This window comes from Achromobacter sp. UBA2119 (genome assembly GCF_002331005.1).
In the GTDB taxonomy this organism is placed as follows: domain Bacteria; phylum Pseudomonadota; class Gammaproteobacteria; order Burkholderiales; family Burkholderiaceae_B; genus Achromobacter; species Achromobacter animicus.
The window spans coordinates 1-17,233 of the sequence record NZ_DCYD01000005.1 but is presented as its reverse complement, the minus strand read 5'-3'; the positions used below and the strand labels follow the sequence as shown (position 1 = coordinate 17,233).

General features: G+C 65.0%; 11 protein-coding genes. 6 read left to right on the top strand and 5 right to left on the bottom strand.

Features of this window, described 5'->3' with window-relative positions; genetic code table 11:
- From B3098_RS03280 to leuC, 5 genes are all read right to left on the bottom strand, one after another.
- Nucleotides 1–1,395 (bottom strand): type IV pilus assembly protein FimV (locus B3098_RS03280; RefSeq protein ID WP_286890825.1); only part of this gene is annotated, 1,395 nt, incomplete at its 3' end.
- 328 nt (nucleotides 1,396–1,723) lie between these two features.
- Nucleotides 1,724–2,854, bottom strand: coding sequence for an aspartate-semialdehyde dehydrogenase (gene asd, locus B3098_RS03275; RefSeq protein ID WP_175184985.1), 1,131 nt, complete (start codon nucleotides 2,852–2,854; stop codon nucleotides 1,724–1,726).
- A 279-nt stretch (nucleotides 2,855–3,133) separates the two neighbouring features.
- Nucleotides 3,134–4,210, bottom strand: a complete 1,077-nt coding sequence (gene leuB, locus B3098_RS03270; RefSeq protein ID WP_175123995.1) for a 3-isopropylmalate dehydrogenase — start codon at nucleotides 4,208–4,210, stop codon at nucleotides 3,134–3,136.
- Between the two features lie 29 nt (nucleotides 4,211–4,239).
- Nucleotides 4,240–4,890 (bottom strand): 3-isopropylmalate dehydratase small subunit, encoded by a 651-nt coding sequence (gene leuD / locus B3098_RS03265; protein WP_175123994.1) that lies wholly within the window; start codon nucleotides 4,888–4,890, stop codon nucleotides 4,240–4,242.
- Nucleotides 4,891–4,913: 23 nt separating this feature from the next.
- Nucleotides 4,914–6,317 carry a 3-isopropylmalate dehydratase large subunit gene (leuC, locus tag B3098_RS03260; protein WP_239216506.1) on the bottom strand — a complete coding sequence of 468 codons (1,404 nt, stop codon included), beginning with the start codon at nucleotides 6,315–6,317 and terminating at the stop codon, nucleotides 4,914–4,916.
- Between the two features lie 530 nt (nucleotides 6,318–6,847).
- Here leuC and B3098_RS03255 point away from each other — a divergent pair.
- The 6 genes from B3098_RS03255 to B3098_RS03230 all read left to right on the top strand — a co-directional run.
- Nucleotides 6,848–8,353 (top strand): TolC family outer membrane protein, encoded by a 1,506-nt coding sequence (locus tag B3098_RS03255; RefSeq protein WP_218343322.1) that lies wholly within the window; start codon nucleotides 6,848–6,850, stop codon nucleotides 8,351–8,353.
- 24 nt (nucleotides 8,354–8,377) lie between these two features.
- Complete coding sequence (locus tag B3098_RS03250) at nucleotides 8,378–8,590, top strand: hypothetical protein (RefSeq protein WP_105238190.1); 213 nt, start codon at nucleotides 8,378–8,380, stop codon at nucleotides 8,588–8,590.
- The gene (locus B3098_RS03245) at nucleotides 8,574–10,739 is read left to right on the top strand and encodes a type I secretion system permease/ATPase (protein ID WP_400522966.1); all 2,166 of its coding nucleotides are present in this window, start codon (nucleotides 8,574–8,576) and stop codon (nucleotides 10,737–10,739) included. The genes B3098_RS03250 and B3098_RS03245 overlap by 17 nt, the downstream gene beginning before the upstream one ends.
- Before the next feature lie 7 nt (nucleotides 10,740–10,746).
- The gene (locus tag B3098_RS03240; RefSeq protein WP_279973495.1) at nucleotides 10,747–12,168 is read left to right on the top strand and encodes an HlyD family type I secretion periplasmic adaptor subunit; all 1,422 of its coding nucleotides are present in this window, start codon (nucleotides 10,747–10,749) and stop codon (nucleotides 12,166–12,168) included.
- 19 nt (nucleotides 12,169–12,187) lie between these two features.
- Entirely contained in the window at nucleotides 12,188–12,844 is a 657-nt protein-coding gene (locus B3098_RS03235) for a response regulator transcription factor (RefSeq protein ID WP_175138570.1), read from the top strand.
- An 84-nt stretch (nucleotides 12,845–12,928) separates the two neighbouring features.
- The coding region (locus B3098_RS03230) for a retention module-containing protein (protein WP_286890813.1) at nucleotides 12,929–17,233 on the top strand (4,305 nt) is incomplete at its 3' end.

Below are 17,233 nucleotides of genomic sequence, written 5' to 3'. Positions count from 1 at the left end.
CGAAGTGCCTGCTGCACCCGGAGTGCCTGCTGCACCCGGCGTGCCTGCTGCACCCGGAGTGCCCGTTGCGCCCGAAGCGCCTGCTCCACCCGGAGCACCTGCTGCACCCGGAGCACCTGCTGCACCCGGAGCACCTGCTGCACCCGGAGCACCTGCTGCACCCGGAGCACCTGCTGCGCCGGGAGCGCCGGCTGCGCCGGGAACGCCTGCCGCGCCGGGAGCGCCGGCTGCACCTGTCGCGCCCGGTGCACCCGACGTACCTGTCGCTCCCGGAGTGCCTGTCGAGCCCGGCGCACCGGCCGCACCGGCGCCGCCCGAAGCGCCAGCCGCACCTGCACCAGCCGCGCCGGCCGCAGCCGATTGCTGCGCAACAGCCTTCGTCAGTTCGTCCACATTGGCCTGAAGCTGATTCACCCGCCCTTGCGTGTCCGCGAGCGCGCGGTCGGCGGACGTCTTGGCGTCTGCCTGCGCCTCGGCCTGCGCGGCGGCGCTGTCCTGGGCCTGGCCGGTCGACAGGCGCACGCGATCTTGCGTCGGTGCAGCCGTGGCAACGCCCGAATCGGCCGGCGGGGCGACCGTGCCGGAGGCGGCGTCCTGGCCCTTGACCACCGACGGATTCGCACCTGCCGCTGCGCCCACCCGCCCGCGGTACTTTGCGTATGCCTCGGCATGCTCGTTGAAGATGCGGCGGGCTTCGGCCGGATCGATGGCGCGCACCGTGGCGGCGTCCGGGATCTTGAGCGTCTGGCCGGAACGCACCAGATTCATGTTGTTCTGAATGAAGGCCTGCGGATTGGCGCGCCACAGCGCGACCAGCATCTGATAGACCGACGCGTTCGGCACCGCATTGCGCTGGGCGATGGCAAACAGATAATCGCCCGACTTGACCGTGACCGTGCCCGACGTGCCGCCTGCGCGGCCAGGGGCGCCCACGGCGGCGGGCGTGACATCTGCGCTGGTGCCGCGCAGCGGCACCAGGATGCTGACCTGCACCTGCCGCTGTCCCGAGCTGGAATTGATGTCGAGCAGCAGATCCACGGCCCCGCTTGCCGGCGCCTGCGTGGACCGCACCCGCAGATTCTTGCGCGTCGGGTCGATTCCGTCTTCGACGCGAACCACCATGCTGGCAAGCGGCACCGGCGGCTTGACGCCCGCGCGCTGCCAGGCAGCTTCGTCGGCAATCGAAACCTTGAGTGAGCTGATTTCTTCGGGCGTCAATTCCTGCAGACCCACGGTCGCCTGCAGCGGCGCGCCCGGCACGGAAACGACGCGAGAGTGCCCGACGCGCATGGCCAGCGCCGACCCGCAGACGCTTGAGCCGATCGCCAGCGCAATGGCCCACTGAAGGGCTTTCAAACGGCGGGCATGCTTCACGTGGCGCGAACGCTGGGTCATAAGCTGGAATTCCGTTCTTGTAATCGAATTACGGGCCTTGGCCCATTCGCGCCATTTGCAGCGCAAAAAACAGCCTCAATTCACCCGAAAAGTGTAATGGATCAAGCGCATTTCACAAACCTGAACGGGGCACGCACGTTGGCCGGCGGGCACACCCGGGACGTTTTGCGAACCGGGCCGCGCGCCGCGCGCTTCCCGGCTGCGCCACGTTGGTGCACCCGACGCTTTCGCACATCCCACCGCGCACCAAAAAACAAGGGCACCCGAAGGTGCCCCTGACTGCATCGTTGCGTGAATCGGGCAGCTGTCACAGCCGCCCGCCCCGGCATCAGGCTTCGTTCAGCGCGATGCGCAGCATGCGGCGCAGCGGCTCGGCAGCGCCCCACAGCAGTTGGTCGCCGACCGTGAAGGCGCCCAGGTATTGCGAGCCCATCGACAGCTTGCGCAGGCGGCCCACCGGAATGTCCAGCGTGCCGGTGACAGCGACGGGCGTCAGCGCGGAAACGGTGGCTTCCTTGGTGTTGGGAACAACCTTGGCCCACTGCGTGCCCTGCGCGATGAGGGCTTCGATCTCGTCCAGCGGCACGTCACGCTTGAGCTTGATGGTCAGCGCCTGGCTGTGGCAGCGCATGGCGCCAATGCGCACGCACAGGCCGTCGATCGGGGTGGGCGCCGTGCCGAAGGCGGCACCGCGGCCCAGGATCTTGTTGGTTTCGACCTCGCCCTTCCATTCTTCCTTGGACATCCCGTTGCCCAGGTCCTTGTCGATCCAGGGAATCAGGTTGCCGCCGAGCGGCACGCCAAAGTGTTCGTGGGGCAGCGCGTCGTCCTTCTGCTTGGCCAGCACGCCGCGGTCGATTTCCAGGATGGCCGAGGCCGGGTCGTCCAGCAGGGACTTGACCGACTGGTTGATCTCGCCAAACTGGGTCAGCAGTTCACGCATGTGCTGCGCGCCGCCGCCGGACGCGGCCTGGTAGGTCATGGAGGTCATCCATTCCACCAGGTCGTTGTTGAACAGGCCAGCCAGGCCCATCAGCATGCAGCTGACGGTGCAGTTGCCGCCGATGAAGTTGCGCACGCCGCGCTTGAGCGCCGCGTCGATCACCGGGCGGTTGACCGGGTCCAGCACGATGATGGCGTCGTCGGCCATGCGCAGGGTGCTGGCCGCGTCGATCCAGATGCCGTTCCAGCCCGCGCCGCGCAGCTTGGGATAGACCTCGGACGTGTAGTCGCCGCCTTGCGCCGTCACGATGATCGGCAGTTTTTTCAGAGCGTCAATGTTGTAGGCATCTTGCAGCGGACCTGCGCCAGTTGCCCAAGTGGGCGCGGCGCCGCCAGCGTTGCTGGTGGAGAAAAACACCGGTTCGATCAGTGCGAAGTCGTTCTCGTCGCGCATGCGTTGCATGAGCACCGAGCCGACCATACCGCGCCAGCCGACAAGGCCTACTGCTTGATTCATTTCAATCGCTCTTTAAAGGGGGTGACAAGATAAGGAGGGGAAAATTTCGTGCAATTCAACAATTTATCAGAATGCACGCAGGGATGTTGCACTGCAGCTCGAAAAAAACGGGGCCGCAAGCCCGGGGGGGAGAGTCCGCCGCATGGCGGCAACATCTATGCATGATCCCCAAAACAGAGGGGCCACCCGCCGGGCGGCCCCTCTGTATATATACCGCTGCATGCACACAGCGCAGCGCGCGTCGGTCAGGACCGCCTTGCAGCGGTCCAACGCGAGGGATCAGCCCAGGGCCTTCAGGACGGCGTCGCCCATGCCGGCGGTGCTGACCTTCGTCGTGCCGGGCTCGAAGATGTCGGCGGTACGCAGGCCGCTGGCCAGCACGCTGCGCACAGCCGCTTCGATGCGATCCGCCTGCGGCGCCAGGTTCAACGAGTAGCGCAGCAACATGGCGGCCGACAGGATCGTCGCCAGCGGGTTGGCGATGCCCTGTCCCGCGATGTCCGGCGCCGAACCGTGGCTGGGCTCGTACAGGCCCTGGCCGCTGGCATTCAACGAGGCCGAGGGCAGCATGCCGATCGAACCCGTCAGCATGGCCGCTTCATCGGAAAGGATGTCGCCGAACAGATTTCCGGTGACGATGACGTCGAACTGGCGCGGGTTGCGCACCAGCTGCATCGCCGCGTTGTCGACGTACATGTGCGACAGCTCCACGTCCGGGTACTCGCGCGCCACTTCGATCACGATGTCGCGCCAGAACTGCGAGGTCTCGAGCACGTTGGCCTTGTCGACGCTGCACAGCTTCTTGTTGCGCTTCTGCGCCGATTCAAAGCCGATGCGCGCGATGCGGCGGACTTCGGATTCGGCGTAGCGCATGGTGTCGTAGCCTTCGCGCTCGCCGGTGAAGGCGCCGTCCGGCGACGAACGCACGCCGCGCGGCGTGCCGAAATAGATGTCGCCGGTCAGTTCGCGGATGATCAGGATGTCCAGACCGGACACGATTTCAGGCTTGAGCGACGAGGCGCTGGCCAGTTCCGGATACAGGATGGCCGGACGCAGGTTGGCAAATAGGCCCAGCGCCTTGCGCAGGCCCAGAATGGCTTGTTCGGGACGGAACTCGCGCGGCAGCGTGTCGTACTTCCAGTCGCCAACCGCGCCGAACAGCACGGCGTGCGATTCCTTGGCCAGGTTCAGCGTGGCGGGCGGCAGCGGGTGCTCGAACTTGTCGAAAGCGGCGCCGCCGACCGGCTGCTCTTTGATGTCGAAGGGAACGTCCAGCGCCTTCAGGACGCGCACGGCCTGTTCGACGATTTCCGGGCCGATGCCGTCACCCGGCAAGACTGCGATGTTGTGGGTCATTGAAAAACGATCCTGTGTCGATGGTTTGATCAGGCGATGGGGCGGCTTTCCAGCCACGGATGACGGGCAAGGCGCTCGGCCTCGAAGGCGCGGATCTTGTCCGAATGGCGCAGCGTCAGGCCGATGTCGTCAAAGCCGTTCAAGAGGCAATACTTGCGGAAGGGTTCGATGTCGAAGCCCATGGCGCGGCCGTCCGCGGCAATCACGACTTGGCGGTCCAGATCAATGTTCAGCTTGTAGTTCGGGAACGCCTTCACTTCGTCGAAGAGACGTGCCACTTCCAGCTCGGACAGCACGATCGGCAAGAGGCCGTTCTTGAAGCTGTTGTTGAAGAAGATGTCGGCATACGACGGCGCGATGATGGCGCGGAAACCGAACTGCGTCAGCGCCCAGGGCGCGTGCTCGCGGCTGGAGCCGCAACCGAAGTTCTTGCGGGCCAGCAGGACCGAGGCGCCCTGGTAGCGCGGCTGGTTCAGCACGAAATCCGGATTGACCGGACGCTTGCTGTTGTCCATGCCCGGTTCGCCGTGATCCAGATAACGCAGCTCGTCAAACAGGTTGGGGCCAAAGCCCGTGCGCTTGATGGACTTGAGGAACTGCTTGGGGATGATGAGGTCCGTGTCGACGTTTTCGCGGTCGAGCGGCGCCACCAGGCCTTCGTGAGTGGTAAATGCTTGCATGATGTCTACTCGGTGCTTGTCGCTTAACGGAACGTGCGGACGTCGACGAAATGGCCGGCGACGGCCGCGGCGGCGGCCATGGCCGGGCTGACCAGGTGCGTGCGGCCGCCCTGCCCTTGCCTGCCCTCGAAGTTGCGGTTCGAGGTCGAAGCGCAACGCTCGCCGGGTTCGAGGCGGTCGGCGTTCATGGCCAGACACATCGAACAGCCCGGTTCGCGCCATTCAAAGCCGGCTTCGATGAAGATCTTGTCCAGGCCTTCGCGTTCGGCCTGTTGCTTGACCAGGCCCGAGCCCGGCACCACCATCGCCTGGCGCACATTGGACGCCACGCGCTTGCCGCGCGCCACGACGGCGGCTGCGCGCAGGTCTTCGATGCGCGAGTTCGTGCACGAACCGATGAACACGCGATCCACGCGGATGTCGGTCAGCGGAGTGTTGGGCTTCAAGCCCATGTATTCCAGCGCGCGCTCCATGCCGCTGCGGCGCACGTCGTCTTTTTCGCGGTCGGGGTCCGGCACGCGGGAATCCACCGGCAGCACCATTTCGGGCGACGTGCCCCACGTGACCTGCGGCTTGATGTCGCGCGCGTTGACTTCAACCACGGTGTCGAACTTGGCGCCTTCGTCGGTGTGCAGCGTGCGCCAGTATTTGACGGCCTGGTCCCAGACGACGCCGGTGGGCGCAAACGGACGGCCGCGGAAATAGTCGATGGTCTTGTCGTCGACGGCGACCATGCCCGAACGGGCGCCAGCTTCGATCGCCATGTTGCAGACGGTCATGCGGCCTTCGACGGACAGCGCGCGTATCGTGCTGCCGGCAAATTCGATGGCGTGACCCGTGCCGCCGGCCGTGCCGATGATGCCGATGATGTGCAGCACCACGTCCTTGGCCGTACAGCCGAACGGCAGCTCGCCGTCGACCTTGATGAGCATGCTCTTGGCTTTCTTCATGAGCAGCGTCTGCGTGGCCAGCACGTGTTCGACTTCGGAGGTGCCGATGCCGAAGGCCAGCGCGCCCAGCGCGCCGTGCGTGCTGGTGTGCGAGTCGCCACAGACCACGGTCATGCCCGGCAGGGTCGCGCCCTGCTCCGGTCCGATGACGTGGACGATGCCCTGGCGCAGGTCGTTCATGCGGAATTCGGTGATGCCGTACTTGCCGCAGTTGTCGTCCAGCGTGTCAACCTGCAAACGCGAGATCGGGTCGTCGATGCCCTGCGCGCGGTTCATCGTGGGCACGTTGTGGTCAGCCACGGCCAGGTTGGCGCCGGTACGCCACGGCTTGCGGCCTGCCATCGTCAGCCCTTCGAACGCCTGCGGGCTGGTGACCTCATGCAGCAGGTGGCGGTCGATATAGAGCAGACAGGTGCCGTCTGATTCCTGATGGACGATGTGGGCGTCCCAGAGTTTGTCGTAAAGGGTTTGGGCCATGGATGCGCTCTGCAAATAGACAATCCGGCTTGAGTCCGGCGCGATGGGTAAAAAGCTTCCCTGCCGCGCCGGCTGCTGCGGCATGAAAAGGATTATGCCCAGCCACCAAACCTAGTACAAGCACACCTTATATACCAGTACTACCACTACCATGCTGACGGCGCTTCCCCGGCGAAAGCGACCGCCATGTCAACTTGTTGCATAACAAATAAACCACGCTCATATTTTTGAGACGGATACAAATTGGCAAACAAAATAGATACAGAACTCTCAAATAGATATAATCGCCACACGCTCCGAACGCTGTTATTTCGAAATAATACGTAATAATCGGTATTAATAGAAATAAGCCGCGTTAGGTTAAGCGATGTTCGTGCAAATTCGAAGAAGTAGTTAGATGTTGCGCGAAATTCACCTTATGGACCGCCAGCAACAATCCTCAAGAGTTAACAAATCTTGACTCGCCAAAGCTGACATTTACATACAACATGGCGGCCATTCAATCTCAACTTGACTCGCGAATAATCACTATGGCTTCGTTTTTGCTCAAAAGCACGACCTCGGTCCTTGCCCTTGCATTTGCTCCCGCCGTTTTTGCACAGTCCGCGACGCCCGTCGCTGCCGCACCCGCCGGGCAACCGCAAGTGACGTTGAATCAGATCGTTGAGCAGACCCTGCTCAGCAATCCCGAAATCCAGGCCAAGTACCACGACTTCCAGGCGTCCCTGGAAGGCCAGGCCGTCGCCCGCGCCGCCTACTTCCCGCAGATCAATGCGCAGGGTTACCTGGGCCGCGAATGGCGCAACAACGTGCCCGGCGTCGGCTCGCAGAGCTGGAACCGCCCCGGCTGGAGCGTCGAACTGCGCCAGCTGATTTTTGATGGCTTCCGCACCACCAATGACGTCAAGCAGGCCGGTTTCGACAAGCTGGCACGCTTCTATGACGTGCTGGCCACCAGCGACAACACCGCCTTCACCGCCGTGCAGGCCTATATCGACCTGCAGCGTTATCGCGACATGGAGCTGCTGGCTCGCCAGAACTACTCGCTGCACGAAAGCACCCTCAAGCAGATCGGCGAGCGCACGGAATCCGGCGTCGGCCGGCGCGTCGACCTGGAACAGGCCGGCGGCCGTCTGTCGCTGGCCCAGACCAACCTGATGACCGAAACGGCCAACCTGCTGGACGTGCAGCAACGCTTCCAGCGCGTGACCGGCGCCTTCCCGCCTGAATCGATGCTGCCGGCGCCCGACATCGCCGACAAGCTGCCCAAGGCCCCGGGCAATTTCAATGAATCGCTGCGCCGCAACCCCAGCTTCCTGTCCAAGCAGGCGAGCCTGCAGGCCGCGCAGGCGGGCGTGCAGTCGTCCAAGGGCGCGTTCTCGCCGAAGTTTGAATTCGTGGCCAACACGGGCCGCGACCAGAACGATCCGACCCCGCAAAGCCGCGACATCCAGAGCTCCAGCGTCCAGGTCGTGATGAGCTACAACCTGTACCGCGGCGGCGCGGACTCCGCCCGCGTGCGCCAGACCGCCAACCAGTCCTACGCCGCCCGCGACATCCGCGACTACACCTGCCGCAACGTGCAGCAAGACCTGGCTGTGGCCTGGAACAACATCACCAGCCTGAACCAGAAGCTGCCCTTCCTGCGTGACCACGAGGTGGCCACGACCAAGGTGCGTGATGCGTACGCGCAACAGTTCCAGATCGGCCAGCGCTCTCTGCTGGACCTGCTGGACACGGAAAACGAACTGTTCGAATCGCGCCGTGCGCTGACCAATGCCATTTATGATCTGCGTCTTGCGCAGTACCGCTGGCTGGCGTTGTCCCACACCCTGCTGCCGGCGCTGGCGCTGCAACCCGCGCGCAATGAGATGCCCGAGGAAAACGGCAAGCTGGAAGTGTCGGACGAAGTGATCAAGCTGTGCAATTCGACCGTTCCGGATACCGCCCGACTGGCTCCCGTGCGCGTGCATTACAACGAAGGCACCCTGCCCCCCACGCTGGTGCCGGTGAACGCGCCTGCCGCCCGGCCCTGACCGGCGCAGCCGCAAGGAGGCCCAATGGCAAACAAGGGCAGTGATTTCTCGCAGTTGGACGCGGACTTTGTCCGCGTCCTTGAAGACTTAATCGACGCGTTGATCGCCAACGGCACCTTGCGGATGACAGACCTGCCTGTCCAGGCCCAGCAAAAGCTCACCCAGCGCAAGCAGCAGCGTGCGCGTCTCTCGGAACACCTCGACCTGTTGGATGACGAAGATGGACAAGTTATCTGAGAAGGCCGCCCGGGATTGGCGCGCTGATGCCCGCGCCGCGCACGACGATCCGCTGCTCGATTGCCTGGTGGAAATCACCCGCCTGCATGGCGTGACGGCCACCGCGCAAGCTTTGTCCTCGGGCCTGCCCCTGGAAGAACACCGCCTCACGCCCGCCCTGCTGCCCCGCGCAGCCGCGCGGGCGCAGCTTTCGGCACGCGTGGTCAAGCGCACGCTGGATGACATCTCGCAAGACCTCCTGCCGGCCATCCTGCTGCTCAAGGGCGAACGCGCGTGCCTGTTGCTCAAGAAGGACGGCGGCAAATTCGTGGTCAGCCATCCGGAGTTGGGCGGCAGTTCCTTCGACATGGACCCGGCCGAACTGGCCGAGCAGTACAGCGGGCTGGTGTGCTTCGTCCGCCCGCAATTCCGCTTTGACGCCCGCGCGCCGGAAGTCGCCAAGGTGCGCGAACGCCACTGGTTCTGGGCGGCCATCATGGAGAACCGCCGGCTGTACCGCGACGCCCTCGTCGCGGCGCTGCTGATCAACGTGTTCGCCATGGCGATGCCGCTCTTCACCATGAACGTATACGACCGCGTGGTGCCAAACAACGCCGTCGAAACGCTGTGGGTGCTGGCCATCGGCATCACGCTGGTGGTGATCTTCAACATGATCCTGAGCACGGCGCGGTCCCATGTGGTGGACAGCGCCAGCAAACGGGTCGACGTGCGCCTGTCCGCGCAGATCATGGAACGCGTGCTGGACCTGCGGCTGGAAGGCCGTCCGGTCTCGGTCGGATCCTTCGCGGCCAACCTGCGCTCGTTCGAATCCATCCGCGACTTCATCGCGTCGGCCACCATCACTACGCTGGTCGACCTGCCCTTCATCCTGCTGTTCCTGGCCGCCCTGGCCTGGATTTCGCCGTGGATGATCCTGCCGCCGCTGGTCGCGATCGTGCTGATCCTGCTGGTGTCGCTGGCCGCGCAGGCGCGCATGGAAGCCCTGACGATGGCCTCGTTCCAGGCGTCGTCGCAGCGCAACGCCACGCTCGTCGAAGCGCTGACCGGCCTGGAAGCCGTCAAGACACTGAATGCCCAGGGCGCGATCCAGCGCAACTGGGAGCGCGCCACCGAATTCATCGCGCAGACGGGCGGCAAGCTCAAGCTGATCTCGTCGTCCACGGTGGGCTTCGTGCAGGCGGTCCAGCAGCTCGTGTCGATTGCCGTCGTGATCATCGGCGTGTATCTGGCCCAGGAATCGGCGTTGTCGATGGGCGGCATCATTGCCGCATCCATGATCGCCGGCCGGTGCCTCGCGCCGCTCGGCCAGGTTGCGGGCCTGCTGATGCAGTACCAGAACGCGCGCACGTCGCTCGGTTCCATCGACAACTACATGAAGATGCCGATCGAGCGTCCGGCCGAGGCAGAATTCCTGCATCGCCCGGTGTTCCACGGCGGCCTGGAATTCCGCGACGTGACCTTCGCGTATCCCGGCAGCACGCAGCCCGTGCTCAAGAAGGTGTCGTTCAAGCTCAAGCCCGGCGAGAAGGTCGGCATCATCGGCCGCATCGGTTCCGGCAAGACCACACTGGAGAAGCTGGCGCTGTCCCTGTACCAGCCCACCGAAGGCGCCGTGCTGCTGGACGGCGTGGACGTGCGCCAGATCGACCCGGCCGACGTGCGCCGTGCCATCGGTCACGTTCCACAGGATCCCCTGCTGTTTTACGGCAGCCTCAAGCACAACCTGGCGATGGGCGCGCCCTACGCCGACGACGCCAGCATTCTGGCGGCGGCCAACATGGCCGGCGTGACCGAGTTCGCCAACCTGCACCCCAATGGTTTCGACATGATCATCGGCGAGCGCGGCGAATCGCTCTCCGGCGGCCAGCGCCAGTCGGTGGCCGTGGCCCGAGCGCTGATCAACGATCCGCCGATCCTGCTGCTGGACGAGCCCAGCAGCAACATGGACCACCAGAGCGAAGCCCAGCTTCGCAAGCGCCTGGGTGAAGCCAGCGCCACCAAAACGATCCTGCTGGTGACGCACCGCACCGCGCTCCTGGAACTGGTCGACCGCCTTATCGTGATCGACAACGGCCATATCGTGGCCGACGGTCCGAAGGAACAGGTTGTCGAAGCCCTGCGTCAAGGACGCGTTGGACGCGGAAGCTGAGAAGACCATGCTGAACAATCCTGGAGCCCCCAAGCACGGTTTCTTTGGCAACCTGCTGCGCGCCCCGCGCAACCTTTTCGTCTACTTCTTCGATCGCATCCTGGACGGCGCCGACAAAGGCAAACCCGTCCAGCGCTCCGACTACATCGGCAACGCCGAATGGGTCATCCACGAGTCCCAGGCCCGCGGTTCGCGCATCCTGCTGTGGACCTCGCTTCTGGCCACCATGGGTCTGCTCGTCTGGGCGGGCTTTGGCAGCATCGACGAAGTGGTCCGCGGCGAAGGCAAGGTCGTGCCGTCCCGCCAGGTGCAGATCATCCAGAGCCTGGACGGCGGCATCGTCGAAGAAATCCTGGTCCGCCCTGGCCAGGAGGTCGAGGCCGGCCAGATCCTGCTAAAGATCGACTCCACCCGCTTCTCTTCGTCGCTGGGCGAGAACAACGCGGAATACCTGTCGCTGCTGGCCAAGTCGGCCCGCCTGAAGGCCCTGGCCACGGGCGAGCCCTTCGTCACGCCCGAGGAAGTGCTCAAGCAGGCGCCCGGCCTCGCCGAAATGGAACGCAACGCCTGGCAGGCGCGCAACACGGAGCTGAACGCCACCGTCAACGTGGCCCGCGAGCAGCTCAAGCAGCGCCAGGAAGACCTGCGCGAAACGATCGCCAAGCGCGACCAGGCCTCGGCAAGCTGCGGCCTGACCTCGCGCGAGCTGCAGGTGACCCGCCCGCTGCTCAAGAGCGGCGCCGTATCCGAGGTCGACCTCCTGCGTCTACAGCGCGACGTCGCCCGTTATTGCGGCGAGCAGAAAGGCGCCGAGGCGCAGATCGACCGCTTCCAGGCCTCCATCAAGGAAGCCGAAAGCAAGATCCAGGAAGCCGAGCTGAACATCCGCAACCAGGCCCGCAGCGAACTGTCTGAAACCAACACCAAGCTGGCGACGCTGCGCGAAGGCAAGGCCGCACTGGTCGACCGCGTCAAGCTGGCCGAAGTGCGCGCCCCGGTGCGCGGCACCGTCAAGACCCTGTTCAACAACACGGTCGGCGGCGTGGTGCAGCCGGGCAAGGACATCATCGAGATCGTCCCCAAGGACGACACGCTGCTGCTCGAAGTGCGCATCCAGCCGCGCGACATCGGTTTCCTGCACGCGGACCAGAAGGCCGAAGTCAAGTTCACGGCCTACGACTTCGCGATCTACGGCGGCCTGGAAGGCCGGGTGGAACAGATCGGCGCGGACACCGTGACCGACGAGAAAGGCAACTCCTACTACGTCGTGCGCGTGCGCACGGACCGCAGCACCGTAGGCGACAAGCTGTTGCCCATCATCCCCGGGATGGTGGCAGAGGTTCATATCCTGACAGGCAAGCGCACGGTGCTCCAGTACCTGCTCAAGCCCATTCTGCGGGCGAAGTCGAACGCCTTCACCGAACGTTAATGGAGAGCTTCAAGGCCTTATGAAACCCATTCCCGTCCTGTTGATTACGCACGACGACCTGCTCTGGCAGCACTGGCGCGCGCTTGACCCGGCGCGCTGGATGGCAGCCCGCGGGCGAGGCTTGGCGGATCTGCAACGCTGGCGAGAACAAGGCCGTACGCTGGCGGTGCTGGATGCCGACGTGCCCAAGCTCCCCTCCTGGCACGATCCAGCCTGGACGCCGACGCTGGCCGGCCTGCATGTCGTGGTCGCCAGCGCCAGCCCCAACGACGAGCAAGGCACGCAGGCGCTGGGCGCCGGGGCGCACGGCTACTGCCACAGCTATGCGCAGCCCGCCGCGATGGCGCAGGCGCTGGAAGTCGTCGCCTCCGGCGGCATCTGGATGGGACGCTCGCTGGTGTCCCGCCTGCTCAAGCTTGTCACTGAGCGCGCGCAGGACGCGCACGCCTGGGACGGCGGCCGGCTTACCGAACGCGAAATCACCGTCGCGCGCTACGCCGCCAGCGGCCAAGCCAACGCCCAGATCGCCGAGGCGCTGGGCATCACGGAACGCACCGTCAAGGCGCATCTGTCGGCGGTGTTCGACAAGCTCGGCGTCACCGACCGCCTGCAGCTCGCCCTGCTGGTCCACGGTATTTCCGCACCCACTGACGCACGCAGCAAAATCACTGCGTGAACCTGTCCTCAAGGACAATATCCGCCGGCATCGGCGACCCGTAGTATCTGGCCATCTTGGATAACTCCCTGAAACGGAACCAACATGGCCAACTCCTCCCCCGCAGTCGTCAACGAAATCTCCGGTCGCGCGTGGATACGCAATAGCGACGGTTCCCTGACCGAACTGCATCAAGGCAGCAAAGTCCCGGCCGGCAGCGACATCGTCACTGCCTCGGGCGCCACGGTTTCGCTTCAGGTTGAAAACGGCATGCCGATCGTGATCGGCGAAGGCCGCGAAGTCGCGGTCAACGGCGACATGACCGGCCCGCTGGCCGATCCGACGGAAGCCGCCGTCGCGCCGCCCTCGGGCACCGATTCCGATCGCCTGCTGGCCGCCCTGCAAGCCGGCCGCGACCCGTTCGACGAGTTGGATCCCACGGCCGCGGTCGTGGCCGGCGGCGGCGAAGCCGGCGGCAGCAGCTTCGTCCGCCTGGCCCGCATCCTGGAAACCACCAGCCCGCTGGACCTGGCCTACCCGAACCCGGCGCGCGGCGACGATACGCTGCCGCGCGTGTCGGGCGCTGCCCTGACCGGCGATGACGGCGACGCCGCCGCCACGCCCACGACGCCGACCACGCCCGCCAACAACGCGCCCAACGCGCTCGACGACGCTGGCGCCGGCAACCAGGGCGCGCAAGTGCGCGGCAACCTGCTCGCCAACGACTCCGATCCCGACGGCGATCCCCTGGCGATCACCTCTATCAACGGCCGTCCGATGATTCCGGGCGGCATTTCCGTGCTGGGTTCCACGGGCGGCACCTTCGTCGTCCAGCCCGATGGCAGCTACGTCTTCACTCCGGGTAGCCAGTATGACTACCTGGCTTCGGGCGAAACCGCGACCAGCACCATTTCGTACACCATCACCGACCCGAGCGGCGCGACCTCCACCGCGACCGTCGTCGTGACCATCACCGGCACCAACGACGGCCCGGTGTCGTCCGCGCTGACCAACCAGTCCGGCGTCGACGCCCAGACCGACGTGCGCTACGACGTGTCGGACCGCTTCTCCGACACGGACACCAGCGACACGCTGACCTTCTCGGCCACCGGCCTGCCGCCGGGCCTGACCATCGACCCGAACACCGGCATCATCACCGGCACGATCGATCATTCCGCCTCGCAAGGCGGCAACAACGGCGTGTACACCGTGGTGGTGACCGCGACGGATCCGTCCGGCGCCTCGACCTCGCAGGAATTCCAGTGGGACGTGACCAACCCGGCCCCGACCGCGGTGGCCGATAGCGGCACGACCGACGAAGACACGTCCCTCACCGTCAATGCACAGAACGGCGTGCTGGCCAACGATACGGATCCGGATGGCGACACGCTGACCGTTTCGCAGGTCAACGGCAATGCGGCCAATGTGGGCACGGCCGTGACCGGCTCCAACGGCGGCACGTTCACGCTGAACGCCGACGGTTCGTACAGCTTCAATCCGGGTTCGACGTTCCAGAACCTGGCGGCCGGCGAGAGCGTTTCCAGCTCGATCAGCTACACGGTTTCCGATGGCCAGGGCGGCACCAGCACCGCAACGCTGACGGTCGAAATCACCGGCACCAACGACGCGCCCACGGTGACGCCGCTGGAAAACCGCAACAACATGGACGGCGACACCGTCGAGTACAACCTGTCCGGCTTCTTCAAAGATGTCGACAACGGCGATGTGCTGACGTACTCGGTCGATCACGTCCCGGGCGGCCTGACGTTCGACGAAACCACGGGCACGTTCACCGGCAAGTTCGCCAACTGGGCCTCGGACCACACCAATACGGGCGTCAAGGGCGAGTACCTCATCACCGTCACGGCCACCGACAAGTCCGGCGACTCGGTCTCGCAGACCTTCCTCTGGAAGGTGGGCAACCCCGAGCCGACCGCCGTGGCAGACACCAACGCGACGTCCGAGGACAACGTCTTGGTGGTCGAACACCGCACCGAAGGCGTGCTGGGCAACGACACCGATCCGGACGGCGATCCGCTGCACGTTTCCGAAGTGAATGGCGCTGCTAGCGGCGTGGGTTCGGCGGTCACCGGCTCGAACGGCGGAACGTTCACGCTTAAAGAGGACGGCACTTACACGTTCAATCCAGGCAACGCCTTCCAATACCTGGGCGCGGGCCAGACGGCCACGACCTCGATCACCTACACGGTTTCGGACTTCCAGGGCGCCAAGGACACCGCCACCCTGACCGTAACGATTACCGGCACCAACGATGCACCGACGATCACCAGTGGCGTGCAAGCCGGCGCGATTACCGAGATTGCCGACGGTGCTGCGGGCGAGAACACCACTGAGCACACTGCCGGCGGCACCATCCAGTTCGCCGACGTTGACGCCGTTGACACGCATACCGCCACCGTCACGGCCAACGGCGACAACTACCTGGGCACGCTGACGCTGGGCGCGGTCAATGCGGCCGACAAGAGCGTGGGCTGGGACTTCAAGGTCAACGACGGCCTGCTCGACTCGCTCGGCGCCGGCCAGACGCTCACCCAGACCTACACCGTCACGATCGCCGATGGCAAGGGCGGCACCGCCACCCAAGCCATCACCATCACGATCACCGGCACCAACGATGCGCCGACGATCACCAGTGGCGCGCAAGCTGGCGTGATTACTGAAGTTGCCGATGGCGCCACGGGCGAAAGCACCACCGAGCTTACTGCCGGCGGCACTATCCAGTTCGCCGACGTTGACACCCTTGACACGCACACCGCCACCGTCACGGCCAACGGCGACAACTACCTGGGCACCCTGACGCTGGGCGCGGTCAACGCGGCCGACAAGAGCGTGGGCTGGGACTTCAAGGTCAACGACGGCCTGCTCGACTTGCTGGGCGCTGGCCAGACGCTCACCCAGACCTACACCGTCACGATCGCCGATGGCAAGGGCGGCACGACCACCCAAGCCATCACCATCACGATCACCGGCACCAACGACGCGCCGACGATCACCAGTGGCGCGCAAGCTGGCGTGATTACTGAAGTTGCCGATGGCGCCACGGGCGAAAACACCACTGAGCACACTGCCGGCGGCACCATCGAGTTCGCCGACGTCGACACCGTTGACACGCACACCGCCACCGTCACGGCTAACGGCGACAACTACCTGGGCACGCTGACGCTGGGCGCGGTCAACGCGGCCGACAAGAGCGTGGGCTGGGACTTCAAGGTCAACGACGGCGTGCTCGACGCGCTGGGCGCCGGCCAGACGCTCACCCAGACCTACACCGTCACGATCGCCGATGGCAAGGGCGGCACCGCCACGCAGGACATCACCATCACGATCACCGGCACCAACGATGCGCCGACGATCACCAGTGGCGCGCAAGCTGGCGTGATTACCGAAGTTGCCGACGGCGCCACGGGCGAGAACACCACCGAGCACACTGCCGGCGGCACCATTCAGTTCGCCGACGTCGACACCGTTGACACGCACTCCGCCACCGTCACGGCCAATGGCGACAACTACATGGGCACCCTGACGCTGGGCGCGGTCAACGCGGCCGACAAGAGCCTGGGCTGGGACTTCAAGGTCAACGACGGCGTGCTCGACGCGCTGGGCGCCGGCCAGACGCTCACCCAGACCTACACCGTCACGATCGCCGATGGCAAGGGCGGCACCGCCACCCAGGACATCACCATCACGATCACCGGCACCAACGATGCGCCGATCCTGAACCCTGAAGTGACGCTGGGCAATCAGGCCAGCAATGACAGCGACGTCGTGGTCGATCTGAACATCGCCACGCAGTTCATGGACGTCGACGGCGGCGATAAGCTGACCTTTTCGGCCAACGGCCTGCCCCCGGGCCTGACGCTCGATCCGGCTACGGGTCTGATCACTGGCAAGATTGAATCGTCCGCTTCGCAAGGCGGCAACAACGGCGTCTACACCGTCCTGATCACCGCGACCGACCTGTCTGGCGCCTCGGTCAGCCAGTCGTTCGAATGGAACGTCAAGAACCCCGCCCCGACCGCCGCCGACGATGCAGGCAAGACCGACGAAGACCACGCGCTCACCGTCACGGCCCAGGACGGCGTGCTGTCCAATGACAGCGACATCGACGGCGATGCGCTGCACGTCTCGGCTGTCAACGGTCACGCAGCCAGCGTTGGCAAGGCGATCGCTGGCTCCAACGGTGGCAGCTTCACACTCAACGCCGATGGTTCGTACACCTTCAATCCTGGCCCTGACTTCCAGGCACTGAACGACGGTGAGACGAAGGAAACCTCGATCACCTACACCGTGACCGACAAGGACGGTGCCAGCAACACCGCCACCCTGATCGTCACGGTCACGGGCCAGACCGACGGTCCTCCGGTCGTCACCCCCGTCGACTCCGACGGC